24 protein-coding genes are annotated in these 23419 nt (G+C 61.6%); 10 read left to right on the top strand and 14 right to left on the bottom strand.

Annotated features, from left to right (window positions below; genetic code table 11):
* Positions 1-18 precede the first annotated feature (18 nt).
* Genes ACWHVV_RS06680 through coxB form a run of 3 tightly spaced genes read right to left on the bottom strand, consistent with a single transcriptional unit; the run spans position 19 to position 3978 of the window.
* A complete protein-coding gene (locus ACWHVV_RS06680; RefSeq protein WP_447928633.1) occupies positions 19-375 on the bottom strand; it encodes a hypothetical protein in 357 nt (118 codons plus the stop codon).
* 4 nt (positions 376-379) lie between these two features.
* The gene (ctaD, locus tag ACWHVV_RS06675; RefSeq protein ID WP_447928632.1) at positions 380-2914 is read right to left on the bottom strand and encodes a cytochrome c oxidase subunit I; all 2535 of its coding nucleotides are present in this window, start codon (positions 2912-2914) and stop codon (positions 380-382) included.
* Positions 2911-3978, bottom strand: a complete 1068-nt coding sequence (gene coxB / locus ACWHVV_RS06670) for a cytochrome c oxidase subunit II (protein ID WP_447528374.1) — start codon at positions 3976-3978, stop codon at positions 2911-2913. The genes ctaD and coxB overlap by 4 nt, the downstream gene beginning before the upstream one ends.
* Before the next feature lie 36 nt (positions 3979-4014).
* Here coxB and ACWHVV_RS06665 point away from each other — a divergent pair, with 36 nt between their 5' ends.
* Complete coding sequence (locus tag ACWHVV_RS06665) at positions 4015-4476, top strand: DUF2231 domain-containing protein (RefSeq protein ID WP_447528373.1); 462 nt, start codon at positions 4015-4017, stop codon at positions 4474-4476.
* A gap of 41 nt (positions 4477-4517) precedes the next feature.
* Here ACWHVV_RS06665 and ACWHVV_RS06660 read toward each other — a convergent pair whose 3' ends face one another.
* The 8 genes from ACWHVV_RS06660 to ACWHVV_RS06625 all read right to left on the bottom strand — a co-directional run bounded on the left by ACWHVV_RS06660 (position 4518) and on the right by ACWHVV_RS06625 (position 10909).
* Positions 4518-4943 (bottom strand): CopD family protein, encoded by a 426-nt coding sequence (locus ACWHVV_RS06660; RefSeq protein WP_447528372.1) that lies wholly within the window; start codon positions 4941-4943, stop codon positions 4518-4520.
* Between the two features lie 207 nt (positions 4944-5150).
* Positions 5151-5954: a DUF2797 domain-containing protein gene (locus ACWHVV_RS06655; protein WP_447929123.1), complete on the bottom strand. Its 804-nt coding sequence runs from the start codon at positions 5952-5954 to the stop codon at positions 5151-5153.
* A 46-nt stretch (positions 5955-6000) separates the two neighbouring features.
* Positions 6001-6285: a YeaC family protein gene (locus ACWHVV_RS06650; RefSeq protein ID WP_447928631.1), complete on the bottom strand. Its 285-nt coding sequence runs from the start codon at positions 6283-6285 to the stop codon at positions 6001-6003.
* Positions 6286-6309: 24 nt separating this feature from the next.
* Entirely contained in the window at positions 6310-7161 is an 852-nt protein-coding gene (locus ACWHVV_RS06645; RefSeq protein WP_447928630.1) for a rhomboid family intramembrane serine protease, read from the bottom strand.
* A gap of 223 nt (positions 7162-7384) precedes the next feature.
* Positions 7385-8359 (bottom strand): metallophosphoesterase, encoded by a 975-nt coding sequence (locus tag ACWHVV_RS06640; protein ID WP_447928629.1) that lies wholly within the window; start codon positions 8357-8359, stop codon positions 7385-7387.
* A complete protein-coding gene (locus tag ACWHVV_RS06635) occupies positions 8359-9288 on the bottom strand; it encodes an NAD(+) kinase (protein WP_447928628.1) in 930 nt (309 codons plus the stop codon). Before ACWHVV_RS06635 ends, ACWHVV_RS06640 begins: the two co-directional genes overlap by 1 nt.
* Before the next feature lie 70 nt (positions 9289-9358).
* Positions 9359-10246, bottom strand: a complete 888-nt coding sequence (locus ACWHVV_RS06630) for a carboxylate/amino acid/amine transporter (RefSeq protein WP_447895645.1) — start codon at positions 10244-10246, stop codon at positions 9359-9361.
* Between the two features lie 78 nt (positions 10247-10324).
* Positions 10325-10909: a YqaE/Pmp3 family membrane protein gene (locus ACWHVV_RS06625; protein WP_447928627.1), complete on the bottom strand. Its 585-nt coding sequence runs from the start codon at positions 10907-10909 to the stop codon at positions 10325-10327.
* Between the two features lie 362 nt (positions 10910-11271).
* On the opposite strand from ACWHVV_RS06625, the gene ACWHVV_RS06620 reads away from it, so the two are divergent.
* The 5 genes from ACWHVV_RS06620 to ACWHVV_RS06600 all read left to right on the top strand — a co-directional run bounded on the left by ACWHVV_RS06620 (position 11272) and on the right by ACWHVV_RS06600 (position 18297).
* The gene (locus tag ACWHVV_RS06620; protein WP_447528365.1) at positions 11272-11631 is read left to right on the top strand and encodes a hypothetical protein; all 360 of its coding nucleotides are present in this window, start codon (positions 11272-11274) and stop codon (positions 11629-11631) included.
* A gap of 33 nt (positions 11632-11664) precedes the next feature.
* Positions 11665-12492 (top strand): helix-turn-helix domain-containing protein, encoded by an 828-nt coding sequence (locus tag ACWHVV_RS06615; RefSeq protein ID WP_447928626.1) that lies wholly within the window; start codon positions 11665-11667, stop codon positions 12490-12492.
* A gap of 156 nt (positions 12493-12648) precedes the next feature.
* Positions 12649-15840, top strand: coding sequence for a bifunctional proline dehydrogenase/L-glutamate gamma-semialdehyde dehydrogenase PutA (putA, locus tag ACWHVV_RS06610; RefSeq protein WP_447928625.1), 3192 nt, complete (start codon positions 12649-12651; stop codon positions 15838-15840).
* 157 nt (positions 15841-15997) lie between these two features.
* Positions 15998-17488, top strand: coding sequence for a sodium/proline symporter PutP (gene putP / locus ACWHVV_RS06605; protein ID WP_447928624.1), 1491 nt, complete (start codon positions 15998-16000; stop codon positions 17486-17488).
* A gap of 170 nt (positions 17489-17658) precedes the next feature.
* Positions 17659-18297: an OmpW/AlkL family protein gene (locus ACWHVV_RS06600; RefSeq protein ID WP_447928623.1), complete on the top strand. Its 639-nt coding sequence runs from the start codon at positions 17659-17661 to the stop codon at positions 18295-18297.
* Positions 18298-18384: 87 nt separating this feature from the next.
* On the opposite strand, the gene ACWHVV_RS06595 is transcribed toward ACWHVV_RS06600, so the two are convergent.
* Positions 18385-18717 (bottom strand): YqcC family protein, encoded by a 333-nt coding sequence (locus tag ACWHVV_RS06595; protein ID WP_447928622.1) that lies wholly within the window; start codon positions 18715-18717, stop codon positions 18385-18387.
* Between the two features lie 268 nt (positions 18718-18985).
* Here ACWHVV_RS06595 and ACWHVV_RS06590 point away from each other — a divergent pair, with 268 nt between their 5' ends.
* The 4 genes from ACWHVV_RS06590 (at position 18986) to ACWHVV_RS06575 (ending at position 22055) form a co-directional block, all read left to right on the top strand.
* Positions 18986-20020, top strand: a complete 1035-nt coding sequence (locus ACWHVV_RS06590) for a DUF3549 family protein (RefSeq protein WP_447928621.1) — start codon at positions 18986-18988, stop codon at positions 20018-20020.
* Between the two features lie 100 nt (positions 20021-20120).
* Positions 20121-20561, top strand: a complete 441-nt coding sequence (locus tag ACWHVV_RS06585) for an ATP-dependent zinc protease family protein (RefSeq protein ID WP_447928620.1) — start codon at positions 20121-20123, stop codon at positions 20559-20561.
* A 36-nt stretch (positions 20562-20597) separates the two neighbouring features.
* A complete protein-coding gene (rimK, locus tag ACWHVV_RS06580; RefSeq protein WP_447928619.1) occupies positions 20598-21506 on the top strand; it encodes a 30S ribosomal protein S6--L-glutamate ligase in 909 nt (302 codons plus the stop codon).
* 102 nt (positions 21507-21608) lie between these two features.
* On the top strand, positions 21609-22055 hold the full coding sequence (locus tag ACWHVV_RS06575) for a hypothetical protein (protein ID WP_447528356.1): 447 nt from the start codon (positions 21609-21611) through the stop codon (positions 22053-22055).
* A 9-nt stretch (positions 22056-22064) separates the two neighbouring features.
* On the opposite strand, the gene ACWHVV_RS06570 is transcribed toward ACWHVV_RS06575, so the two are convergent.
* Positions 22065-22829: a SanA/YdcF family protein gene (locus ACWHVV_RS06570; protein WP_447928618.1), complete on the bottom strand. Its 765-nt coding sequence runs from the start codon at positions 22827-22829 to the stop codon at positions 22065-22067.
* Positions 22830-22846: 17 nt separating this feature from the next.
* A complete protein-coding gene (gene sufT / locus ACWHVV_RS06565) occupies positions 22847-23416 on the bottom strand; it encodes a putative Fe-S cluster assembly protein SufT (RefSeq protein WP_447928617.1) in 570 nt (189 codons plus the stop codon).
* Positions 23417-23419 lie beyond the last annotated feature (3 nt).

Below are 23419 nucleotides of genomic sequence, written 5' to 3'. Positions count from 1 at the left end.
TCGATGACCCAGAAAGGTTTACATGCAGGGCGGCACGCCGATGATCGGCATGCCGGCAAAGATCACCCCGAATGCGGAGAAAAGATAAAGCCCGGCGGAGACCAGCGCGTGAAACCGCGGCCGCCCGGTGTGCTCTTTGCCCACCTGCCAGCCCGCCCAGGTCAGCCATAGCAGGGCAAGTGTGGTCAGCACGCTGAAAAGCCCCAGCCCCAGGTTGAGCCCGGTCATCGCCCCCTGGTCCGGCGCCGGCGGCGCCACGGCGCAGGCAACCGAAAGGCCGCCATACACCGCGACGAACCAGATACTCCAGAGCGTCAAGCCAACCACCAGATGGGCGGGATGGGTCAGATGAAGTCGTCGAAAAGCGGTTTGCATTCAATTAGCCTCCAATGACCCGGGGCAGCACGCCAAGCGCGCCGACCAATACCCAGAACGTCACCACGTTGTAGCGCCAAAGCTGCACCACCACCGCGGGCTCGAAGGGCGCATGACGGCCCACGTAACCATAGTGGACGCGAAGCCCTTGCATGGCGGACAAGATCATCGCCAGGCCACCGTGGAAAAGCGCGTAAACGAGCCCGACCAGCATTATCGCATCGTGGCTCGTTTCGGTCGGGGCAAGCCCGGCGGTGAACAGTGACCATATGATCAGCCCTACCTGAACCGCGCCCAGCAGCGCGCTGAGATAGAAACCGCTCATCAAGCCCTTATCGCGCTGGCGGCGAAGCCCGCGAACCAGCTTCTCCATCACCCCGGCCCCCAAAGTGAGCGCCAGCCCAGCGCCCACCAGTACCACCAGCGAAAGCGGCGAAACCTCCGGCATGCGCCACTCCGGCGAAACGGTCCATAGATAGAACCAGCCAAACAGATAAGAGAGGAAAAACGAGCCATTGGCGATCGAAAACGTTGCCATGGCCCAAACGCCCGGGCCGCTCATGGTGCGCGAGTGAAGCGGCGGATCGCCTTCGTTGACCTCCGCGTCCGGGGCGGCCTTGGGATGGGCACCGTTCTCCCAGGCCCAGCGCAGCAAAAACACGCTGGCAACGATCACGAACACCGCGGCGAGCGCGTATACCCGCGTTAGCAGACTGATACACACGACGGCCAGCGCCAATGCGGCGAGAAACGGCCACCAGGAGTTACCGGGCAGGTGAACGATTTCGCGCACCTTGCCGGTAATCGAATCGCTGCCCCACATTTCGCGGCGCCCGTGGGAGGCGATCGCCAGGCCGTGTTTGCCTTCCGCCATGGTCTGCGGCAGGTTCGGGTTGTCCCAAAGCGGGTGGCGCGTTTCGATGTTGGGCAGGCTGACGAAGTTATAGGCGCTGGGCGGCAGCGTATTGGCCCACTCCAGCGTATCGGCGCCCCAGGGGTTGTGCTTGGCAGGCTTGCCGAAACGAAAGTGCAGCGCGATATCGATCAGCACCATGGCGATACCCGCCGACATCACGAAGCTTGCCACAGAAGAAAGCAGGTTGAAGATCTCCCAGCCATTACCCCCTTCGTAGGTATAGATACGCCGCGGCATACCCAAAAGCCCGGTCCAGTGCATGATCAGGAAGGTGCCGTTGAAACCCAAGAACGTAAGCCAGAAGCCCCAGCGGCCGATGGTTTCCGACGGCATGCGCCCGGAGAAAAGCGGCAACCAGTAGTAGAACCCGGCCATCAGCGGGAAAAGCATGCCGCCGACCAGTACGTAGTGCATGTGCGCGACCACGAAGTGGGTATCGTGCACCTGCCAGTTGAACGGCACCAGCGCGAGCATTACCCCGGTCAAACCACCGCAGACGAAAATGATCAAAAAGCCCAGCACCCAGAGCATGGGCAGCTTGAATTTGGGTTTGCCCAGCCACAGCGTGGCCAACCAGACGAATACCTGAATCGCGGTGGGCACCGCCACCAGCATACTCGCCGCCGAGAAAAACGCCTGAGCGAGCTGGGGTATTCCCACCGTGAACATGTGGTGAACCCACAAGCCAAAACTAATGAAGCCGGTGACGATGATCGCGAACACCACCCAGCCGTAGCCCACGATCGGCCGGCCGGCAAAGACCGGAATCAGGGTCGAAATAATCCCGGCCGCGGGCAGGAAAATGATGTACACCTCCGGATGGCCGAAAAGCCAGAAAAGGTGTTGCCACAAAAGCGGGTCGCCGCCGCCGGCCACCTCGAAAAACGGCATGCCCACGGCGCGTTCGAGCTCGAGCAGGATACTGCCTAGAATCAGCGGCGGGAAACCGACCACGATCATTAGCGCCATGGCCAGAATGTACCAGGCAAACAAAGGCATCTTGTGAAGCGCCATGCCTTGGGTCCGGGTGCGCAGAATCGAAACGACGATTTCGACACCGGCCGAAAGCGCCGAGATTTCGACGAACGTAATGCCCAGAAGCCAGAAATCCGACCCCAGCCCCGGGGAGTACTCGCTGCTCGAAAGCGGCGTGTACATGAACCAGCCGGCGTCGGGGGCCATTTCGATCACCAGGCTCGAGGCCAGGATGATGCCGCCGAACAGATAGCAAAAATAGCCAAGCGAGGTCAGCCGCGGGCATACCAGGTCCCGGGCGCCGATCATCTTGGGGATCATGTAGATCGCCAGGCCCTCGAGCACGGGAATCGCAAACAGGAACATCATCACCGTGCCGTGCATGGTGGTGACCTGGCTGTAGATATCCGGCGTCATGAAGTTCTGGTCGGGCGTGGCGAGCTGCGTGCGTATCAGCATCGACAAAATGCCGCCGAGCAGGAAAAACGCCATGCCCGTGATCATGAAACGCAGACCCAGGGTGGTGTGGTTGACGATGGTGAGCGCCTTGATGCCCCGAGGATTACCCCAAATCTCGTGCAGGTCCTCGTGCAGCGAGCGAGGGTCTTGCGGGTCCTGAGGCGTCGCTTGGCGATTAATCGTTGTCATGGGGTTAAAGTCTCCAGCCAGGCACCCAGGTCTTCGAGCGTGTCGTTATCCAGATCGTCGTGTCGCGGCATCTTGTTTCCAGGCTTTAACGTTTGATGATTTCTCAGCCACTGATAGACCGCGCCCTCTTCCATCGCCATGGCGCCGGCGCCGAGCATTGCTCGACCGCCCAGGTCAGAAAGGTTGGGCCCGATATTGCTCACGCTCATGCCCGCCACCTGGTGGCAGCTCGAGCAGAAAGTAGTGAAGTTTTCCCGGGCCTCGGCGAAAGCGGCGTCACTGACAGCAAGCTCGGCCAGTGCTTCTTCCTGGCGCGCCGCAAGCCAGGCCTCGTACTCGTCCCGGGGCAGCGCTTCGACGTGAAGATGCATATGAGCATGGCCCACACCGCAAAGCTCGGCGCACTGCGCGCCGAACACGCCCGGCTCGTCGGCCTCCAGGCGGATACGGTTGACCCGGCCCGGGAGCATATCGATCTTGCCGCCAAGTCTGGGAATCCAGAAGCCGTGGATGACATCCGCGGCGGTCACGTGAAAATCCACCGGCTCGCCGGCGGGCATGACCAATTGATTGGAGGTCACGACTTCGCCGCCCTCGGCGCCTGGGTAGCGCACTTCCCACCACCACTGGTGCCCCACTACTTCGATGACTTCCGGCGGCTCGTCCAGCGGCAGCGGCAAAAGCCGCTTGCCGGTCGGTACGCCAAACATCAAAAGCGCGATGACCGTCACTACCGGCAGGATGATGCCACCGCCGATGATCCAGCGCCGGCCGATACGCCGCTCCTGGGCCGGGGTGCGGGTCACGTCCCGCGCGGTAAAGGTGTAGAGCCAAAGTGCGGTCACGGCCACCAGTACGACGGTAGCGAACCCGAGCATGACCCACCAGATCAAAAGAATATCCCGCGCCGCCGGGCCCGCAGGATTCAAAATGGAGTGATCCCCGGCGCAGCCCGTCAATAATGACAGCGCGACCAACGCTAGCGTTAACGGGGCCAGGTTGACCCACCGCCGGGATACGCGTTGAATACGTCCTTGGGGCGTCGCGCCGTTACGTTCCCTCATATACTCATTCCCTTTGTCTGCCCACAGGAAGTGTCCATGGCATCCACCCCTCAACGTTCGATAAGAAGCCGCGCCTCGTTAGCCGGGCATCCGCTCCATCCTGTCATGATCCATTTTCCGGTGGCGGCCTTGATGGCGCTGGTCGCCAATGATCTGGCTTACTGGTATACCGGCGATCCTTTCTGGGCGCGTACCGGCCTTTGGCTTGCCGGTGTGGGGGCCTTCGGCGGCTGGATCGCCTCGATTGCCGGTATCATCGACCTGGTGTCGGTGGCGCGTATCCGCCGCCTGATTACCGGCTGGAGCCACGCCATCGTCGCGGTCGTGATGCTGTCGCTTGCCTCGCTAAACTGGCTTTTGCGCCTCAACTCCCCGGAAGCCATTCTGCCCTGGGGGCTGGCGGTGTCGCTGGTCACGGGCGGTTTGATTGCGCTTGCCGGCTGGCTCGGTGGGCAACTCGTTTACGAACACGCCGTGGGCGTCGATGTCGAAGAGTAAACCACCGTGCGGCCCTGGATGCAGGCCGCCACGCAGGGAAGCTAGCCCCACGCCAGGGGCTTGGCCAGCACGAACCCCAGTACGCCCAAAATCCCCAGCACGCTGAGCAAAAGCCCCGCCAGCGTGGCCATTTTAACGCCGCTGTAAACGCCCATCTCCAGGCGCAGAATCAGCCAGCCAAAGGCGCCGTGGGCGGCAACCATCATGACCACCGCGCCCAGCTTCAAGATCAGCCAGCCGCCCATCAAACCGTGCACTAAAAACAGCAGCGTCCCCGAGCCGATCGCTAAAAGCGCCGCGGGGGTGGCAACGGTGTTATAGAAAAAGCGCGGCATTGGCGGCGTGCCCTGGGCGAACCCGGCATCTTTACGCAGCACCAGTGCCTGGTTGAGAAGCGCCGGAAGATACAAAAGCGAGCCGCACCAAATGACCAGGGCAGCGATGTGTAAGAGTTTTAACCAGGGCATCACGGCGTCCTTGCAATGCAAAAAAGCGCTTTTGAATACAAAAGCACGCAAACGTTGGAAATGAACCGGGTCCCTCAAAAGGGCCAAGCCAGCAAAGCGCTTCACTCTGACGGTGACGTCGCTACCAGCGTTCACGCCCCCCGCCTCTCAAGGGCCGGTCGGGCACGTGAAGACTCCTCTTACCTTAGCCAACTCCTGGCGAGCTGGCTAGCCTGGCCAGTCAACGCTGACGCGGTAACCCGTGAATTTGCGTAAATTAATTACGCCGGTGTCGAGTATCAGGTACTGACCTTTGACGCCGTGAAGCACGCCTTCGACCACCGGGGTCTTGTCGAGGTTGTGCGAGGCGATTTTTTGCGGAAAAACGTCGACCGGGTAGTGAATATTTAGCGGGGTTTCGTCGAGTGCCTTGATCGCCTCATCGCCATGTTCCGCGCGTAGCGCGGCCAAGCCCTCTTCGACGGCCTCGAAAAGCCGGTCGCGCTCATGCAAAAGATCGAGTTCGGCGACCTCGCCCTTGAGCATGGCGCGCCAGTTGGTGCGATCCGAGACGTGCTCCTTGAAAAGCACTTCCACCAGCCCGGACTGCTGGCGGGTGGCGACTTCCAAAATGGGCAACGCCTGAATCGCCCCCTGGTCGATCCAGCGGGTCGGCATATTGGTTTTACGGGTGATCCCCACCTTGAGCCCGGAGGAGTTGGCCAAATACACGATATGCGGGGTGAAGCAGTGCGCCTCACCCCACTCGGGCTCCCGGCAGGTGCCCTGGAAGTAGTGGCAGGTCTCCGGCTTCATGATGCAGGTATCGCACTGCGCCAGGCGTTTGAAGCACGGATAGCAGTAGCCCTGGGCGAAGCTCTTGTTGGTTTTGCGCCCGCAGTGGGTGCAGTCGATTTGGCCCTGCCAGGTGAGGCGCAAGTGCTTACCGATATACGCGTTGAGCGCTAGATGCTGGCCGCCGGCGCGCAGCTGGTATTCCACGCGGTGTTCCGGCGACAGCGTGGCGGCCATTTTAACGAGGTTGCCGCCCATACCGGGTACTTCGGTGGCCAGCAGATCAGTCACTCGAAACGTCCCGGCCAAGGCCCGCCATTTCCGGTGAAACGCCGGCGCCGGTTGCCCCGGCCCCGCAGGTGCGCCGCTCCAGATAGCCCACCCGATTCTCTTCCGGTACGTTGTTCTCGATCTCGAAGCGAATCACCGCCTCCAGACAGAGCTCGGTCTGCTCAGCAGTTAGAAAGCGCCCGTCCGGCCATTTACGCAGCGCCACCGCCTGCTTCAGGCTTTCATAAATGCTCGGGGTCATCTGACCGATCATGCGCTCAAAGCTCATATCACTCATAAAGGGCTCCAGTCTTGGTAAACGTTAACGCATCGATTTGGGGCGTTTGGCGCAATAGTACCAGCCTGTCGCCAGCCCCACGAGTAGCCCGCCCAGGTGCGCTTCATTGGCCACGTTGCCAAAGCCCAAATAGCCGGCAAACGAGGTCATGGTGAACACCATCCAGCCGAGCATGAACACGACCAGCATGTGGGGCACGAAAAAACCGCTTTGCGGGCGTTTGCGCGAGAGTAGCCAGACGTGGCCCAGCAGCGCGTACACCACGCCGGACATGCCGCCAAAAAGCGCCGTGCCGGTGGCGTACTGAGCCAGGTTCGAGCCGACACCCGCCACTAAAAGCAGCACCAGCATGGTTTTACTGCCCTGTAAAAGCTCGACCTGACGGCCGAAGTACCATACCCACATCAAGTTGAAAATCAGATGCATCAGGCTGAAGTGCAAAAACACCGGGGTCAAAAGCCGCCATAACTGGCCGGCGGCCAACGTCTCGCCAAGCCCCGAGGCCACCAGGGCGTTATTGACCACGCCCACGGGCACGATGGTGAGCCCGGTCAGTACCCCGTCACCCAGGGTGTTCATCAGTAGAAACACCAGCAGGCTTAGCCCGATAATGAGGGCGGTAACGGGCAGCCGGCGCAAAAGGTTCAAGCCCTGGGTGGCCTGGCCACTTTGGGGGCGTGGGCCGACCACCAGGGGTTCGCCCTGCTGCCAGCGGCGCACAAGCGCGGTCAGCTCGTCTTTTTGGCGGGGGTCGGCCACCCAAAGCGCCAGGCCGTCGGCCTCTTCGGTGATCCGGTGGCCAATGCGGTAGTGCCAAAGCGCTTTGCGCAGCTCGCGGGTATCGGTGCCAGCGGGTAACAGCATAACAGGGTGCATAACACCTCCCTCGGGGTGAAACGGTCGATTGGGGCTGTCTGCTCTGCGCGGTGACTTTTATACAGGCATAAAAAAACCGGCGGAGGGGGCCGCCGGCTTAAAGCAAGGGATCATTCAAGGGAACACTTACTCTGATAGCCGGCAGCGGGGTTAGTTCAGCAATTTTTTCAAAAAAAGATGTTTCTCTATGTATCCGTGAATAACGTGAATTAAAAAGCGGCGCCTAACGCATTAAAACGGGGCGGTTCTCTTCCCGGTCGACGTCCACCCATACGAAGCGGTCGGCGCTTAATTCCCGCTCGCCATCGAACCTGTAGGCCACCAGCCGCCCGTACTTTACGGCGCTGTAGTCCAGGCAGGCGATATTGCGCGCCGGTAGCGCCGGAATGCCCTCGCACCAGTAGTGGCCGATAAACAGCACCGGCTCGTCCGGGCCGTAATAGCTCAGCCCCGCGTGCTCTTGCTCGCTGAGCGGGCGGGTCTCGAGGTGGTCCGGCAGGTTGTCCGGCTGGAACACGACGTCGCCCCACTGTTTAGGGTCGGCCGCCCAGAAGTGGGCGCGAAAATTCTTGCGCGTGAAGCCGTCGCCGGAGTGAATGGCGACCCCCTCGGGCAGGGAAATATTCGGTCCGCGGGTCAGTCGGTCGACGATCTGAAACGCCTCGGTGGAGGGGTCCGCGGACTCCTCGAGCATTCGATCATCCAGGCAGGCATTGGGCGAGCGCGCCTTGAGCGCCTCGATCAACGGCGCATCCCAGCAGGCGTGAACCACGCGAAAGCCGTCCATTTCCAAAAACAGCGGCAGGGTCTTGAACCAGGCGAGCGTATCTTCCCATTCATTGGTATGGTCGCGGTACTGATCCAGGGTGTCGGCGATGATGCGGTTGTGGCGCGGCGAGTGCTCTCTGAGCCAGCGCCGGCCGCTGCCTTCCGGCGCCGGTTGCGTGTAGGCCAGGGCGTGATGTTCGTGATTGCCCATCACGATGTACGCCTGGCCCTCGTCGACCATGCGCCGCGCGATTTGCACGGCCAGGCGGATGCGCGGGCCCCGGTCGATCAGGTCGCCCAGAAAGATCACCTTGCGCGTGGGGTGGCAATAAACACCCTCGCGCTTTTTATAGCCAAGCTTTTCGAGCAGCGCGGCCAGCGTAGCGCCGCAGCCGTGCACGTCGCCGATCAAATCAAAACCGTTACTCATCAATCCCCCAGCCGGTGGCTCCAGCCCAGCTTGCTGCGCAGAATGTCGTAGTAGTTGTGCCCTAGCGGATGAACCAGCTGGACGCGAGCAGGCTTGCGGGTAATCACTAATACGTCGCCGGCCTTGGCCACCGCGCGAGTCTGGCCGTCGCAGCTGACGTGCGGGTAGGAGTGGTTGGTTTCGCCGATATGAATACGGATTTCACTGGCCGCGTCGATCACGATCGGCCGGCTGGAAAGCGTATGGGGAAACATGGGCACCAGGGTGATGACATCGAGCTTGGGATGCATGATCGGCCCCCCCCCGGAGAGCGCGTAGGCGGTCGAGCCGGTGGGTGTGGCGACGATCAAGCCATCGCTTCGCTGGCTATAGACGAACTGGCCGTCGACGAAAAGCTCGAACTCGATCATGCGCACCGCTTTACCCGGATGCACCACCACCTCGTTGAGCGCATCGCCATGCCCTACCGCTACGCCGTCGCGATAAAGCACGGCGTCGAGTAAAAAGCGCTGTTCGACCTCGAACTCCCCCGCCAGCACTTCCCCCACTCGAGTCTCGAGTTCATCCGGCGAGATATCGGTCAAAAACCCCAACCGCCCGCGGTTGACGCCCAGGATAAGCGTGCCGCTTTGGCAAAGCGTACGCGCCGCGCCAAGAAGACTGCCGTCGCCGCCCACCACGATCACCAGATCGCAAAGCTCGCCGAGCATTCGGCGGCTGGTTTCGGGCTGGCCATGATAGGGGATCATGGTCGCGGTGCGGTCTTCGACCAGCACATGATAGTCGTGGCCAGTCAGGTACTCGACCAGCCGGGTGAGCGAGTCGATGACCTTGTCGCTACCCAGCCGACCGATCAAGCCGATCGTTTTGAACGGCCGGTCACTCGCGGTGCTGGGCGTGGCGGACGTAGAGGGTGGCGTAGCGGGCATGGGCGGCTCTCACTGTTGTTAGTCGCCCATTATGAAGCTCCCCTGGCACGCGGGCAAATCCGCCCGCCGCTTAACGGTGCAGCAAAGGCCTGGAAACGCTGCGCGGGCGGCGCTTGAGCCACCACTGGTTGAGCCAAAGCGAGGCCAGGATGATCGATCCGCCGAGCGCCAGCCGGCCAAGGTCCGCATCCCGGTTCCAAATCACCACGTTGACCAAGAGCCCCGCAGGCACCAGCACGTTGTTCATTACCGCCAGAGTTCCCGCATCGACCTGGGTGGCGCCCTGGTTCCAGGCGAAGTAGCCCACCCCCGAGGAGAGCAGCCCAAGCAGGGCCAGTACGCCCCACTGGGTGGACGTGGTGGGCAGCGCTTGGGCATCGCCCATCAGCAAAAACGCGGGCAGCGCGATGATCAGCGCGCCGACGAAGAACCAGCCGAACACGTTGTGCCAGGCCAAATCCTCGGCGTAACCCGCGGCCAGCCGACGATACCCCACCTGACCGATGGCGAAGCAGAGATTCGCCCCCTGCACGACCAGAAAGCCGAGCCAGAAGCCGCTGTTCACGCCGTCGAAACGGATCACCGCCGCGCCGATGACCGCGAGTACCGCGGTGACCAAATAGATTGGGGTAAAACGCTTGAACATCAGATCGTCGAGCAGCGCGATGTAAACCGGCGTGAAGATGGTGAACAGCACCACCTCCGGCACCGACAGCACCAGGTAGGCGTGGTATACGAAAAGGTACATGATACCGAGTTGAACCGCCCCCAGTGCCATGAGCGCGGCGATATCGCGCTTTTTCAACAACCCCGGGCGTAAAAACGGCAAGAACACTAAAAGCGCGAGCGTAATGCGCACCAGCACCGCGAAGTAGTTATCCACCTGCCCCGCGATATAAACGCCGATCAGCGAAAAAGAAAACGCCCAGAGCGCGGTAACCCCCACCAGATAACCCATGGTCAACCTCTTTTAATTTAAAAGTTGACTGGATTATACGAAGATCCCCGCGAAGGTAAACCTTTAACTAAAACAAGGTTAACGGCGAAGCACCCACACGAGCGCGTAAAGGGCGCCAGGCACCCAACCCAACAGCGTCAGCACCAGCGCAATGAATACTCGCTTGCCCCCTGCCCCGGTCAACCCGACGCCCAGCGGCGGTAACAACACCGCCAGCGCCGCGTAAGCGGCCTTGAGCGCGGCGGGCTCGCCCGCCTGGGGGGTGACCGCCAGGTTGTTGGGCTTTGGCGGCTGCTCCGGCGCGGGTTGTGCAGCGGGTTGGGGCGTATCGGGAGTAAAATGCTCGACCGGTGCCGGTTGAGAAGCGGTGTCGGGGCTAAACTGCTCGACGGAGTCGTTTTGCTCCTGCGCCTGGCGGCGCTCGCGCTCGAGTGCTTTGCGATGCGCCTCTTTATCGATTTTCTGCTCGAGGGTACCGGCGTCGTCAGCCAGCTCATCGTGGTAGCGCTCCCAGTCTTCCCAGTCGTGGGGCGTGCCGGATTTTGGTCGCGCGTCGCCGGAACCCCGGGCACGGGCCCAGGCTTTTTCTTCGAGCGTATTGGGCCGGTCCGGCTCGCGCTCCGCGCCAACGCCTTTACGGTTCAAATATTCGCGGGCATCCATAAACGGCTCCTCGAGTTTAAACGCCCAGGTTTACCCTGAACGCTTAAACGCTATAGTGGTACGTGAGGCCCTTTATCATGCGGGCACTGACCCAAGAGTCAAACCGGGCCGCGCGTTCAGTGCAGCCCGGTAGAAATATCAGTAGTATAGGCAAGCCAAAAAAAACCGCTGCCAGAAGGCAGCGGAAGCAAGGGATCGAAAAAGAAGCCAGTGCAACACTTCTAGCGACTGCTATCGCGTGTTGCCTGTACATTCTCTGACACTAAATTGGCAAAAAGTTCTCAATCGAACGACGTTTTCGCTATTTTTTCTGCTTTTAGGCAGGTAATAGCCAAACGCATAGAGCGGGCAAGGAGCACAACATGGCGCTGTATTTACTGGTGCTTGGTGTTTGTCTACTGGTGATCGGCTCGGTGCTGGTCATTTTGATGACGACGAGCACACCGCGCTATCGCACCGAGCCCAAGCACCTGCTGGCACTTTTTGACAAGGCGCTCGAAAGCAAGGTCAGCGAGACCGAGTGGAACGCCATGATCGGCTACCCGATTCGCCACGACGAGTACCTGGACGGCGTACGCCGCCGGGCGTCACAGCTGATGGATCAATACGGGCGTCGCTGGCAAATCGCCCAAGGCAAGCCGCTACTCAACCAGGCCGGCCAGCAAGAGCTAAAAGCGCTGCGCGACCATTTGGCTGCGCACACGGCGCTTCGCCAGCAGTAAGGCGTTCAAAGCGCCTTTTAAGAGGAGCCGCCCATGCTGAGCACCATCCGCCAGATTCCTCTGGAGAGCGCGGTCAAGCATCACGCCCACGACTTCCACCAGATCGTGATTACGCTGTGCGGCGCATCGGACTTCGAAATCGAAGGGCTGGGGGGCCGGGTCAACGCGTTCTCCGGCTGTATCGTCCCGGCTAACCACGAGCACTACTATTCCGGCCACGGCTACAACCGCCAGCTCATTTTCGATCTACCGGAGAACGCCCCGGCGTTGACCGGCGAGCATCGCGAGCTGATCGCGCTTTTCGATGCGCCGCGCTTTTTCGCCCTCGACGACTCGCTGCGCCACTACCTAAGCTTCGTCGAGAGCGAGCTGCGCCTGGGCTTCGAGCACGGCGGCGCCGACCACCAGCCCGACCGGCTGGCCGCCACCCTGCTGGGCGCCTTGAAAGCACGCCTCTCCTCGCCGCTGCCCTCGCCCAAGCGCCAGCTCGACCTGGAACCCATCGACCGCTATATCGCCATCCGCCTGGCCGACGAGCTGCGCGTTGCGGATCTTGCCCGCCTGGCCTGCCTTAGCGAGGCGCACTTCTCCGCGCGCTTTCGCGCCCAGACCGGGCTTTCCCCTTGGCAGTACGTGCGGCGTAAGCGGCTGAGCGCGGCGCGCGAGCTGATCGCTCAAAGCCGTCTGCCGCTAACCGATATCGCCGTGCAAACCGGCTTTGCCAACCAAAGCGCGCTCTCTCACGCCTTCCGGCGCCGCTACGGGCAATCACCCCGCGCGTTCAGGCAGGTGCGTGAAAACGCGCTGGGGTACGACACCGCCGCGGGGGATCGAGGCGGCGCCGGGCGAGCTCGCCTTTAAGTAACGTTTGGAAAGTGACAAAAAGCCGCGCTTACCGCGAAATTGACACGTTTTACCGCGATACCGACATACACCCATTCGTTAGGCGCTCTACATTCGAGCGCTATCAGGCACGCGCCGTGCCATCTTTCGTTCTCTTGGAACACGGGGGCCACAATGCTCAACGCCAAAAAAATGCGCGACTCCAACGTCTGGCAAACCGATCTCGATGCGCTTTTGAAAACCGTCAGCGACCACTATATCGTCGATGAAGACGCCTACGTGGCTGAACTGATCAAGGTGCTCGACGCCGGGCGCGAGGACTTCGACCGCATTGGCGAAAAGACCGCCGAGCTTGTGCGCGACGTGCGCAAGATGGATACCGCCGTCGATACCATCGACGAGCTTTTGCAGCAGTACAGCCTGGACACCCACGAAGGCCTGATGCTGATGTGCCTGGCCGAGGCGATGTTGCGCATCCCCGATAAAGCGACGGCGGACGCGCTGATCGAAGACAAACTGGGCCCGGCGGACTGGCAGTCCCACGTCGGCAAAAGCGAATCCTGGATGGTCAACGCCTCCACCTGGGGCCTTTTGATGACCGGCCGGGTGCTCAAGCTCGACGAGCCGCGCGAAGGCCAACCCGCGAACTTCATCAACCGCATGGTCAATCGGATGGGCGAGCCGGTGATTCGCCGCGCCATGTTCGAGGCGATGAAGATCATGGGCAAGCAGTTCGTGTTAGGGCGGGATATCGACGAGGCGCTCAAGCGTTCGAAGCCGCTTTTCAACAAGGGCTACACCTACTCCTACGACATGCTGGGCGAGGCGGCGCGCACCCGTGACGACGCCAAGCGCTACTTCGACGACTACGCCAAAGCCATCGAGCAGGTCGGCAAGACGTCGCAGCGTTTGAACGAGCGCACGCCCAAGCCGTCGGTCTCGATCAAGCTTTCCGCCCTTCACCCCCGCTACGAATTCGGCCGCCGCGAGCAGGTGCTCGCCGAGCTCGTCGATAGCGTCATCGCGCTTGTCACGCGGGCTCGGGAGCTGGACGTCGCGGTGACCATCGATGCCGAAGAGGTCGACCGTCTCGAGCTTTCACTCGAGGTTTTCCGCGCCGTATTCGAGAGCAGCGCCGCCAAGGGCTGGGGCCACTTCGGCCTGGTGGTGCAGGCTTACTCCAAGCGCGCGCTGCCGGTGCTTTACTACATCAACCGGCTGGCCGAACAGCAAGGCGACGAGATTCCGCTTCGCCTGGTCAAGGGCGCCTATTGGGACAGCGAAATCAAGGAGTCCCAGCAGCTTGGCGTAGACGGCTACCCGGTGTATACCCGCAAGGCATGTACCGACGTGGCGTATCTGGCCTGCGCGCAGTTCCTGCTTTCCGAGGACACCCGCGGGCGCATTTTCCCGCAGTTCGCCACCCATAACGCGCATACCGTGACCACCATCGTCGAGCTTGCCAACAGCGCCAGCCGAGCCTTCGAATTCCAGCGCCTGCACGGCATGGGCGAGGCCCTTTACGAGGCCGCCTTGAAGCGCGCCCCCGAGGGCACTTACTGTCGCATCTACGCGCCGGTCGGCGCACACAAGGACTTGCTCCCCTACCTTGTGCGCCGCCTGCTCGAAAACGGCGCCAACTCGTCCTTCGTTCACCAATTGGTCGACCCGGACGTGCCGGTGGAGTGGCTTTGCCAGCACCCGGTCGAAACGCTGAAGCAGTACAACACCCTGACCAATACGCGTATTCCCGCGCCGCGGGACATTTACGGGCCCAAGCGCAAGAACTCCCGGGGCGTGAACCTGAATATCCGCAGCCATTTCGAACCGCTGATGGAGAACATGGCCGCCTTCATGGAGACCCAGTACCCGGTCAAGCCGCTGCTGGCCTTCGACATCGAAGACGACGCGGCCAATACGCACAAGGTCGCCGCGCCGTTCGATCACAACCTGAGCGTGGGCACGGTTCAGTGGACCACTAGCGAACAGGCCACGAAAGCGCTCGACGCCGCCTGGGCGGCCTTCCCCCGCTGGGATGACACACCGGTGGCCGAGCGCGCCGCGATTCTGCGCCGCCTGGCGGATCTCATGGAAGCGCACATGCCGGAGCTCATGACGCTTTGTTGCCGTGAAGGCGGCAAGCTTCTGACCGACGGCGTCGACGAGATCAAGGAGGCGGTGGACTTCTGCCGCTACTACGCGATGCGTGCCGAAGAGTCGTTTGGCGATGTGATCGAACTGCCCGGGCCGACCGGCGAATCCAACCGTTTGACCATGGGCGGCAAGGGCGTATTCGCCGCTATCAGCCCCTGGAACTTCCCGGTGGCGATCTTCTGCGGCCAGATCGTCGCGACGGCGGTTGCGGGCAACACGGTATTGGCCAAGCCCGCCGAGCAGACCTCGATTATCGCCCACCGCGTGATCGAGCTGCTTTATGAAGCCGGCATGCCTCGCGACGTGGTCCAACTGCTGCCCGGCGACGGCCCTACCGTGGGCAGCGTGCTGACCTCGGACCCGCGCGTGACCGGCGTGGTGTTTACCGGCGGCACGGACACCGCGCAGTCGATCAACCGCTCTCTGGCCGCGCGGGAAAACGCCCCGCTGCCGACCCTGATTGCCGAAACCGGCGGACTGAACGCGATGATCGTGGATTCCACCGCCCTGCCCGAGCAGGTCGTGGTCGATGTGATCCAGTCGGCCTTTCAAAGCGCCGGCCAGCGCTGTTCGGCGCTTAGAGTGCTCTACCTGCAAGACGATGTCGCCGACCGGGTGATCGAGATTCTCAAGGGTGCGATGAGCGAGCTAAGGATAGGCGACCCGCGGGAACTGGGCACCGATGTGGGCCCGGTGATCGATGAGGATGCGCGTAGTGGCCTAATGGCGCATATCCAGACGCTCAAAGACGAAAATCGCCTGGTCGCCGAGACGCCCATGGCCGCCGAGCACACGCAACACGGCACCTTCGTGGCGCCGGTCGCCTTCGTCATCGACAGCATCGATGCGCTCACCCGCGAGCAGTTCGGCCCGGTGCTACACATCGTGCGCTACAAGGCCCGGGACATCGACAAGGTGATCGAGACGATCAACGCGCGGGGCTACGGGCTCACCTTTGGCGTGCACAGCCGTAACGAATCCTTCGCCACGGACATCGCGCAGAAAATTCGGGTGGGCAATGTGTACATCAACCGTAATATCATTGGCGCCGTGGTCGGCGTGCAGCCCTTTGGCGGACAGGGGTTCTCCGGTACCGGCCCCAAGGCCGGTGGACCGCACTACCTGCAACGCTTCGTCACCGAAAAAACCGTCACCAACAACACCGCGGCTCTGGGCGGTAACGCCTCGCTGCTGGCACTAGGGGACGACTGAAGCTCGGCTTCTTTGAAACCCACTACGGCTTTTTTACAAGGGCCGGGTAACCTTGACGCTCACCCCCTTTTGGGGGTGAAGTAAACTCAAGCTCACGTACCACCAACAATAACGAGCAGTGTCGGAGCCTTCCGATTGGATCAACAGGGGAAATTCTATGGATACTGGCGTTTGGATCAGTCTTTTCGCGTACTTTGCGCTGATGGTCGGCATAGGGGTCTATGCCATGCGCACCTCGACCTCCACCTCGGAGGATTACGTACTGGGCGGGCGAACCTTGAGCCCCAAGGTGGCCGCCCTTTCCGCCGGCGCCTCGGACATGAGCGGCTGGCTGCTACTGGGCCTGCCCGGGGCCATGTTCGTGTCCGGGTTGGCGTCGGCCTGGATCGGTATCGGCCTTCTAGTGGGGGCCTTTTTCAACTGGCTGCTGGTCGCCCCGCGCCTGCGTGAACAGACGGTGCATTACGGCAACGCCATTACCATTCCGGCCTTTCTGGCCAACCGCTTTCCCACCCGGGCATTGTCGCTAAGAACCGTGTCGGCCATCGTCATCGTGATCTTCTTTGCGGTGTACACAGCGTCCGGTTTGGTCGCGGGCGGGCGGCTTTTCGAAAGCGCTTTCGCCGGGGTCATCGAGTTTGGCGGGTTCAGCGACTACGGCACCGGCATCATCATCACCCTCGGCGTGGTGCTGGTCTATACCGTGGTCGGCGGCTTTTTGGCGGTCAGCCTGACCGATTTCGTTCAGGGCTGCATCATGATGCTGGCACTGATCATCATGCCGGCGGTGGTACTTTTCGGCGAAGGCGGCGGCGGCTTCACCCAGGCCTCGCAAACCCTGAACGAGGTGGACCCCACTTTGCTCTCCTGGACCGACGGGTTGACCTTCATTGGTTGGCTTTCGGCGGTGACCTGGGGGCTTGGCTACTTCGGTCAGCCGCACATCATCGTACGCTTCATGGCGATTCGCAGCCTCAAGGACGTGCCCATCGCGCGCAATATCGGCATGAGCTGGATGCTGGTCTCCATGATCGGGGCCGTTTCACTGGGTATTTTCGGCCGCGCCTTCGCGATCCGTAATGGCCTGGAGGTCGAAAACCCCGAGACGATCTTCATCATCCTCTCGGAGCTTTTGTTCCACCCGCTGATTACCGGCTTTTTGTATGCCGCGCTATTGGCGGCGGTGATGAGTACCATCTCCAGCCAGCTGCTGGTCGCCTCGTCGTCGCTGACCGAGGACTTCTACCGGCTGTTCCTGAACCGCAACGCCTCGGAGAAGCAGACCGTCACCGTGGGCCGTATAAGCGTGGCCCTGGTGGGGATCGTGGCCGCCATCATCGCCTCCAATCCGGAATCCCAGGTGCTGGGGCTCGTCAGTAATGCCTGGGCCGGTTTCGGCGCGGCGTTCGGCCCGTTGATTTTGCTTTCGCTGATGTGGTCGCGCACCAACGGCGCCGGTGCCATTGCCGGTATGGTGGTCGGTGCGCTCACCGTCATGCTCTGGATCAGCCTGGGCTTTAACGGCGAATTTTTGGGTGGTCCCGGCATTTACGAGATCATTCCCGGCTTCATTGCCTCGTTCATCGCCATCATGGTGGTGAGCAGCATGACCGCGGATGCCGGTGAATACCGTCATATCGACCGGTAAGCGTTGCCTGATCGTTCCAAGGCCACCTTCGGGTGGCCTTTTTTATGCGCGTTTTCAATACTCTTGCGCTGAGTCAAAAACCCGCCCGCGCCAACGCGATACGCTCTGCTAACGGTTTCAAGGTTACTTTCTCAAAGCCGAGCGTCACGTTATCCACAAGGAGCAGCGCCATGGGTCGTCTCACTTTTACTACTCTCGTCACCGCTGGCCTCGCGGCGGCCACTTTCGCCGCCAGCGGTCAGGCTTTCGCTTATGGCCAGGGTGACTTCTTCACCCGCGCCGGTATCGCCAAAGTATCGCCCAAAAGCGGCAACGGTACGCTTGACACCGCCCTTGGCGATCTCAAGGTCGATGTCGAAGACAAGTCAGATTTCGCTTTCACCCTGGGGTATCGCTTTCACGACAAGTTTGGCGTGGAGCTACTCGCCGCGCTGCCCTTCAAGCATGATATCCGCTTGAACGGCGACAACATCGCCTCTACCAAGCACCTGCCCCCGACGCTGACGCTTCAGTACTACCCGCTGGGCGGCACGGAGTCACCGGTTCAGCCCTACGTAGGCGCCGGCGTCAACTACACCCGCTTCTCCAGTGAGCAGGTCGATATCGACGGCGTTAGCCTGGACCTGGACAACACCTGGGGCGCGGCAGGTCAGGCAGGCATCGACCTGCTGGTCGACGACCACTGGTCGCTGAATGCCGCGGTCTGGTACCTGGATATCGACAGCGACGCGACCGTGGCCGGCAGTTCCGCGGGCAGCGTCGAGATCGACCCGGTGGTGGTCATGGCCGGTATTGGCTACCGTTTCTAAACCGCCGCTTGGTGCATATAACATGTATGCATAAAAAGGCCCGGTGCTCTTGCGAGCCCGGGCCTTTTACATGCCGCATCTTCAAGATCAGCCTTCGGTGACCAGTTTATCCACACGTTCGACGGCTCGAACCACCAGCAACTGGTCGCTGGCGCGGGTTTTTTCCTGCTGCAAATAAGCGGCGACCGCCGGGGCAACCTCGCACTTGGCAGGCATCGCCGCCTTGGCCTCGATCATCGTATCGAGCTTGGGAATAAACACGAAGCGCAGCCACTGGGCCAGCGACATGGTATCGACGCAAAAAGGCTGTTGGCTTTCAAAGGCCTTCGCATCGGGGGTGGGCATACGCCAAAGCTCGGCCGCTTTCATCGCGGCTTCGAGCTCACGCAGCGCCTGGTGTAGCGACTGATGAACGCTCATAAGCTCCTGGGGAGTCGGTGCATGGATAGCGCATTATCCCTTTTATGGGGACAACTTGCCATGACCCGAGCGCCCTGCGCCGCACCAATCGAGTTACTCACAGATTCACAGAAAACCTGCAAGAGACTGTGGATAAACTATGGAAAGGTGACGCAGAGCCACCCCCCATGGGCCTCTGGCAATGTTGCTTAATTTTTAACCGGTAAACTCGGGCTGACACTGCGCGCCGGTCGAGGTAGAGTGCAGGCCTGCACAAGGGAAGGAATAAATGCAAGCACTCCATACACTCGACGAGTTCTTTGAGCGAAGCGGTGCCGACGTATCGTTTTACCATATGGGCCGGCGCGTAGTGCCCTGCGCCAGGCAAACACTGGCGAGCTTCGAACGCGGCGAAACGCCCTGGCCGGAGCCCTGGCAAGGCCAGGCGCGCATTGGCGTCGTGTTTCGCATCGGCGATATGGTCGAACCCGCGATCTGGTTTTTGGCACTACCGCTCGACGAACAAGGCTTGCTCTCTCCCGCCTCTCGCGATGGCTTTTTGAACCGGCTCGTAGAAACGCTGGGGCGCAACGTAAGCACCCTCGGCCAAGAGGACCCGAGCGGCGAGCATTTCATGAAGGATAACCCGCTCGCGTTCACCCCGAGCCTGCCCTTTCAGGCGGTGCTCAACGCCCAGGCACGCTGTGCACTGGGGTTTGCCGCGAGCCAGCACCTGGAGCCCGTAGAAGCCTACTTGAGCGGTCAGCAAACAATTGATTGGCAAGCGTTAGGTCTACAGGGCATTGCCGACTACACTGTGCGAAGCGACAGCGAAGCCCGCCACCTTCTGGCACGGGCCATCGGCGAGCAGCGCCTGGAAGACGAAGTCATTCGTGCGCTGTGTCTTTGCCTCGAGCACTGCGCGCCCGACGACGCACTGGTCAAGGCGCTGGCCGCTAAAGGCGAGCAGGCGGCCAACGCAGGCGACGTCGAAACCCTGTGCGCCTGCGTGCGAGCCGTGGGCGGTAGCGAAAGCCAAGCCGTGGGCGAATGGTACAAGGCGCTGCTCGAAGATAGCGCCGCCTGCGGGCCGGATCTACTGGCCGCCATCGCCGGGCGCGGCTGGGCATGGCTTGAAGACGCCGAGCGCTTGCCGCTCTTTCTAGAGCGCCTGGCCGAGCACCCCAATACTAATTTTACCGCTGCGGTGCGCGATATCGCGCTGATCCCCAGGCTAAGACTTTTGGTCGTGATGACGCTGCGCGACGCCCCGGCAGACAGCGCCATTCAATCGCGGCTGGCGAATATCACCTCTCGCCACTAACGTTAAGAACAGACAGAGATTTTCGTATAGATACCGAGGCGTTGGGTCGCTCAACGCCCGGCTTGGATCGCGGCCCTCGGGCGCGTGTTAAGGAGCAGCCGTGAAGGAACTACCCTATCAGGCCAAAGCCGTCATCGGGCGTCGGGAAATGGTGACGCTTCCTGAGCTTGGGCTTCATCTTTGCTGTAAAGCCGATACCGGCGCGCGCACCTCGGCGCTTCATGCCGAAGAGATCGCCACCGAAGAGGACGCCGAAGGCCAACTCTGGATCAGCTTCATTACCCATAGTAGCGGCCCCAACACCCCGGGGCACCGCTATAAGCTTCACCTGCACGACCGGCGGCGCGTGACCAGCTCCAACGGGCACAGCGAATGGCGCTACGTGATTCGCACCCCCGTTTTGCTTGGCGATCTCGACTTTACCGTCGAGCTCACGCTGACCGACCGAAGCAATATGCGCCACCCCATGCTGCTGGGCCGTCGGGCCATGCGGCGCCTGCTGGTCGCCCCAGGCGCTGCCTTTTTGCACGGCGAACCCTGAACCTGCAAACGTACCTATCCTGATCCGGAGTACCCTATGCATATTGCTCTGCTTTCGCGTAATCGCAATCTCTACTCGACCCGCCGCCTGGTCGAAGCCGCCGAAGCGCGCGGCCACTCCGCTCGCGTCGTCGACACGCTGCGCTGCTACATGAGCATCGCCGCCCACCACCCGTCGATTCACTACAAGGGCGCCGAGATCGAGCGCTTCGACGCGGTCATTCCGCGTATCGGTGCGTCGGTCACCTTCTACGGCTGTGCGGTACTGCGCCAGTTCGAGATGATGGGCACCTACGTGATCAACGACTCGGTGGCGATCACCCGCTCCCGCGACAAGCTGCGCTCGCTGCAGCTGCTCTCGCGCAAGGGGCTGGGCCTGCCGATCACCGGCTTCGCCCACTCGCCGGACGACATCCCCGATTTGATCACCATGGTCAAAGGCGCGCCGCTGGTGATCAAACTGCTCGAGGGCACCCAGGGCATCGGCGTGGTACTGGCCGAGACCAACCAGGCCGCGGAGTCGGTGATTCAGGCCTTCATGGGCATGAAAGCCAATATCATGGTTCAGGAGTACATCAAAGAGGCCAGGGGCGCGGATATCCGCTGCTTTGTCATCGGCGATAAGGTCGTGGCCACCATGAAGCGCCAGGCCGCCGAAGGCGAGTTTCGCTCCAATCTACACCGGGGCGGTACGGCCAGCGTCATTCGTATCACCCCGGAAGAGCGCTCGACGGCGATTCGCGCCGCCAAGGCGATGGGCCTTCACGTGGCCGGCGTAGACCTTCTGCGCGCCAACCACGGCCCGGTGATCATGGAAGTCAACTCATCCCCCGGCCTTCAGGGGATCGAAACCGCCACGGGCAAGGACATTGCCGGCATGATCATCGAGCACATCGAGAAAAACGCGACGCCGCCGCGCAAAGCGCCCCCCAAGCCTAAAGGCTAGGGGTCGAGGCCCTGGGCCCCGCGCTAAAAATAATCCGTTTGAGGGGTGGCAAAACCCGGCCGCCCCCGCCACAATTTGCGTCACCGAAGGAGGTAGACGCTCATGTTTCTTGATAATCGCCAGGTGGCGATGGACAGCGTGCTCGAAGCGCTGGCCGACAGTATTGACTATTTCCAGGATAACCTTGAGCGCCTGCGCCCCTCGCTGCGCGACGCTTTGAAGCCCTACTACGCCGCCCGACTCAAGCAGATGCGTTCTTTGCAGTCTTTGGCGCGTAGCCAGCTTAAAATGCTCCCCCGGGACGCCGATGTCGAGCGCGACGATTTCCTGTGGCTCTGGAGCCGCTTGAAAAGCTTTGTGGGTAACGACAGCCAGGTGCTGATCAACGAGCTTCTGGAGCAGGAGCGCGTGCTGATGCAGGCGCTCTCGACGCTGTTTACTCATCCGCTGCCCGAAGCAATCGAACCAGTGATCGATGAGGCCATGAAGGCATGCCGTCAGCTGATCCGCGAACTCTATAACCTGCAAAAACAGCGCGCCAAGCGCTAAGCGCCGCCGCTATTCGCTGCCCTCGCCAAGTGGCGACGGCGAGACCGGCGTGAGCTCGGCGGGAAGATGGTAAATGAGCGGTAAGACGGCATTTGAGGCAGGCGCATCCCGTTGGGTCTCGATCGGCTCGGTCGGCCCGAGAAAATAGGGCTCGCGCCCCCAGAGATAGAGATCCCCAAGCGTTGCCACCCGCGCCGCCACTTCACGCAGGTGCAAGCGCCACTCGCCCGCCGCCGGCTGCTGCTCGGCCACGCAACCGGTCACGTCCATCCCCAGGGAGCGGCCGATATAAATGGCGCGCGGAAGGTGCCAGCTCTGGGTCACCAGCAGCGCCTGGTCGAGCTCGAACACATCGCGGGCGCGCACCAGGGTGTCGTAGGTGCTGAAACCGGCAAAGTCCAGCGTCATGCGGGTAGAGGCTACGCCGCGGCGGTGCAGCTCGCGCCACATGGCGCGGGGCTCGTTATACGCCTGGGTGCGGTTATCGCCGGAGAGCAGCAGATGGTTCACCGTCGCCCGCTCGATTAGCTCGGCGGAGGTCCGCATGCGCGCGTGGAAGTGCGGGTTTCGCAGCCCGCTGCGGGTCCAGTGGGAGGTGCCGAATACGATGGCGACCTCATCGGGCCGGCACTGCTCCAAAGGCCGGTCGATAAAGCGGGCGGTGCTTGCCAGCACCCAAACGTTACCGGCTAAAAACACCAATGCCGCCAGCAGCGCAAAGGCCACCAGCGACACCAACACCCATCGAATCGCCCGAATCAAAATACTAAACATCCAGCGCCTCGGCCGGGTTAGAACATGCCGAGCTCAAGCTTGGCCTCGTCACTCATCATGTCCCGACTCCAGGGCGGGCTAAACACGATTTCCGTATGTACCTTGCCGATCTGCGGCGCGCCTAGAATCTTGTTGCGCGCGTCGGCGGCGATCACATCGCCCATACCGCAGCCAGGTGCGGTCAATGTCATGCGAATCGTCACCATGCGCTCGCCGCTGATCAGCTGGTCGATTCGACAGCCGTACACCAGGCCCAAATCGACGATGTTGACCGGGATTTCCGGATCAAAACAGGTCCTGAGCTGCTCCCACACGAAGGCCTCGATGTCCGCTTCGCTGGCGGACTCGGGAAGCGTCGGGGTAGGTAGCGACTCGAGCCCCAGCGCGTCCAGGTGACGGCCTTCGATCAGATAAAGGCGCCCCTCGAAGCCCACGCTAACGGTACTGCCCTTGGCCTGCATGATGCTGACCACGCTGTCCTCGGCCAGCGTTTCTGTGCTACCAAACGGAATCGCGATCGCCTCGACGTCGCGCTGAAGCGGCAGTTGCTGGCCGCGGGTGAGACTTGCCACCTGCTCGATATCCATAAA

Source organism: Vreelandella sp. EE27, assembly GCF_968206495.1.
This window is presented reverse-complemented; position numbering and strand designations above follow the sequence as displayed.

Bases quoted from the DNA above. Each gene is read 5' to 3' on its own strand.
- ACWHVV_RS06680 (WP_447928633.1), bottom strand. From the start codon at position 375: ATGCAAACCGCTTTTCGACGACTTCATCTGACCCATCCCGCCCATCTG.
- ctaD (WP_447928632.1), bottom strand. From the start codon at position 2,914: ATGACAACGATTAATCGCCAAGCGACGCCTCAGGACCCGCAAGACCCT.
- coxB (WP_447528374.1), bottom strand. From the start codon at position 3,978: ATGAGGGAACGTAACGGCGCGACGCCCCAAGGACGTATTCAACGCGTA.
- ACWHVV_RS06665 (WP_447528373.1), top strand. From the start codon at position 4,015: ATGGCATCCACCCCTCAACGTTCGATAAGAAGCCGCGCCTCGTTAGCC.
- ACWHVV_RS06660 (WP_447528372.1), bottom strand. From the start codon at position 4,943: ATGCCCTGGTTAAAACTCTTACACATCGCTGCCCTGGTCATTTGGTGC.
- ACWHVV_RS06655 (WP_447929123.1), bottom strand. From the start codon at position 5,954: ATGGCCGCCACGCTGTCGCCGGAACACCGCGTGGAATACCAGCTGCGC.
- ACWHVV_RS06650 (WP_447928631.1), bottom strand. From the start codon at position 6,285: ATGAGTGATATGAGCTTTGAGCGCATGATCGGTCAGATGACCCCGAGC.
- ACWHVV_RS06645 (WP_447928630.1), bottom strand. From the start codon at position 7,161: ATGCACCCTGTTATGCTGTTACCCGCTGGCACCGATACCCGCGAGCTG.
- ACWHVV_RS06640 (WP_447928629.1), bottom strand. From the start codon at position 8,359: ATGAGTAACGGTTTTGATTTGATCGGCGACGTGCACGGCTGCGGCGCT.
- ACWHVV_RS06635 (WP_447928628.1), bottom strand. From the start codon at position 9,288: ATGCCCGCTACGCCACCCTCTACGTCCGCCACGCCCAGCACCGCGAGT.
- ACWHVV_RS06630 (WP_447895645.1), bottom strand. From the start codon at position 10,246: ATGGGTTATCTGGTGGGGGTTACCGCGCTCTGGGCGTTTTCTTTTTCG.
- ACWHVV_RS06625 (WP_447928627.1), bottom strand. From the start codon at position 10,909: ATGGATGCCCGCGAATATTTGAACCGTAAAGGCGTTGGCGCGGAGCGC.
- ACWHVV_RS06620 (WP_447528365.1), top strand. From the start codon at position 11,272: ATGGCGCTGTATTTACTGGTGCTTGGTGTTTGTCTACTGGTGATCGGC.
- ACWHVV_RS06615 (WP_447928626.1), top strand. From the start codon at position 11,665: ATGCTGAGCACCATCCGCCAGATTCCTCTGGAGAGCGCGGTCAAGCAT.
- putA (WP_447928625.1), top strand. From the start codon at position 12,649: ATGCTCAACGCCAAAAAAATGCGCGACTCCAACGTCTGGCAAACCGAT.
- putP (WP_447928624.1), top strand. From the start codon at position 15,998: ATGGATACTGGCGTTTGGATCAGTCTTTTCGCGTACTTTGCGCTGATG.
- ACWHVV_RS06600 (WP_447928623.1), top strand. From the start codon at position 17,659: ATGGGTCGTCTCACTTTTACTACTCTCGTCACCGCTGGCCTCGCGGCG.
- ACWHVV_RS06595 (WP_447928622.1), bottom strand. From the start codon at position 18,717: ATGAGCGTTCATCAGTCGCTACACCAGGCGCTGCGTGAGCTCGAAGCC.
- ACWHVV_RS06590 (WP_447928621.1), top strand. From the start codon at position 18,986: ATGCAAGCACTCCATACACTCGACGAGTTCTTTGAGCGAAGCGGTGCC.
- rimK (WP_447928619.1), top strand. From the start codon at position 20,598: ATGCATATTGCTCTGCTTTCGCGTAATCGCAATCTCTACTCGACCCGC.
- ACWHVV_RS06575 (WP_447528356.1), top strand. From the start codon at position 21,609: ATGTTTCTTGATAATCGCCAGGTGGCGATGGACAGCGTGCTCGAAGCG.
- ACWHVV_RS06570 (WP_447928618.1), bottom strand. From the start codon at position 22,829: ATGTTTAGTATTTTGATTCGGGCGATTCGATGGGTGTTGGTGTCGCTG.
- sufT (WP_447928617.1), bottom strand. From the start codon at position 23,416: ATGGATATCGAGCAGGTGGCAAGTCTCACCCGCGGCCAGCAACTGCCG.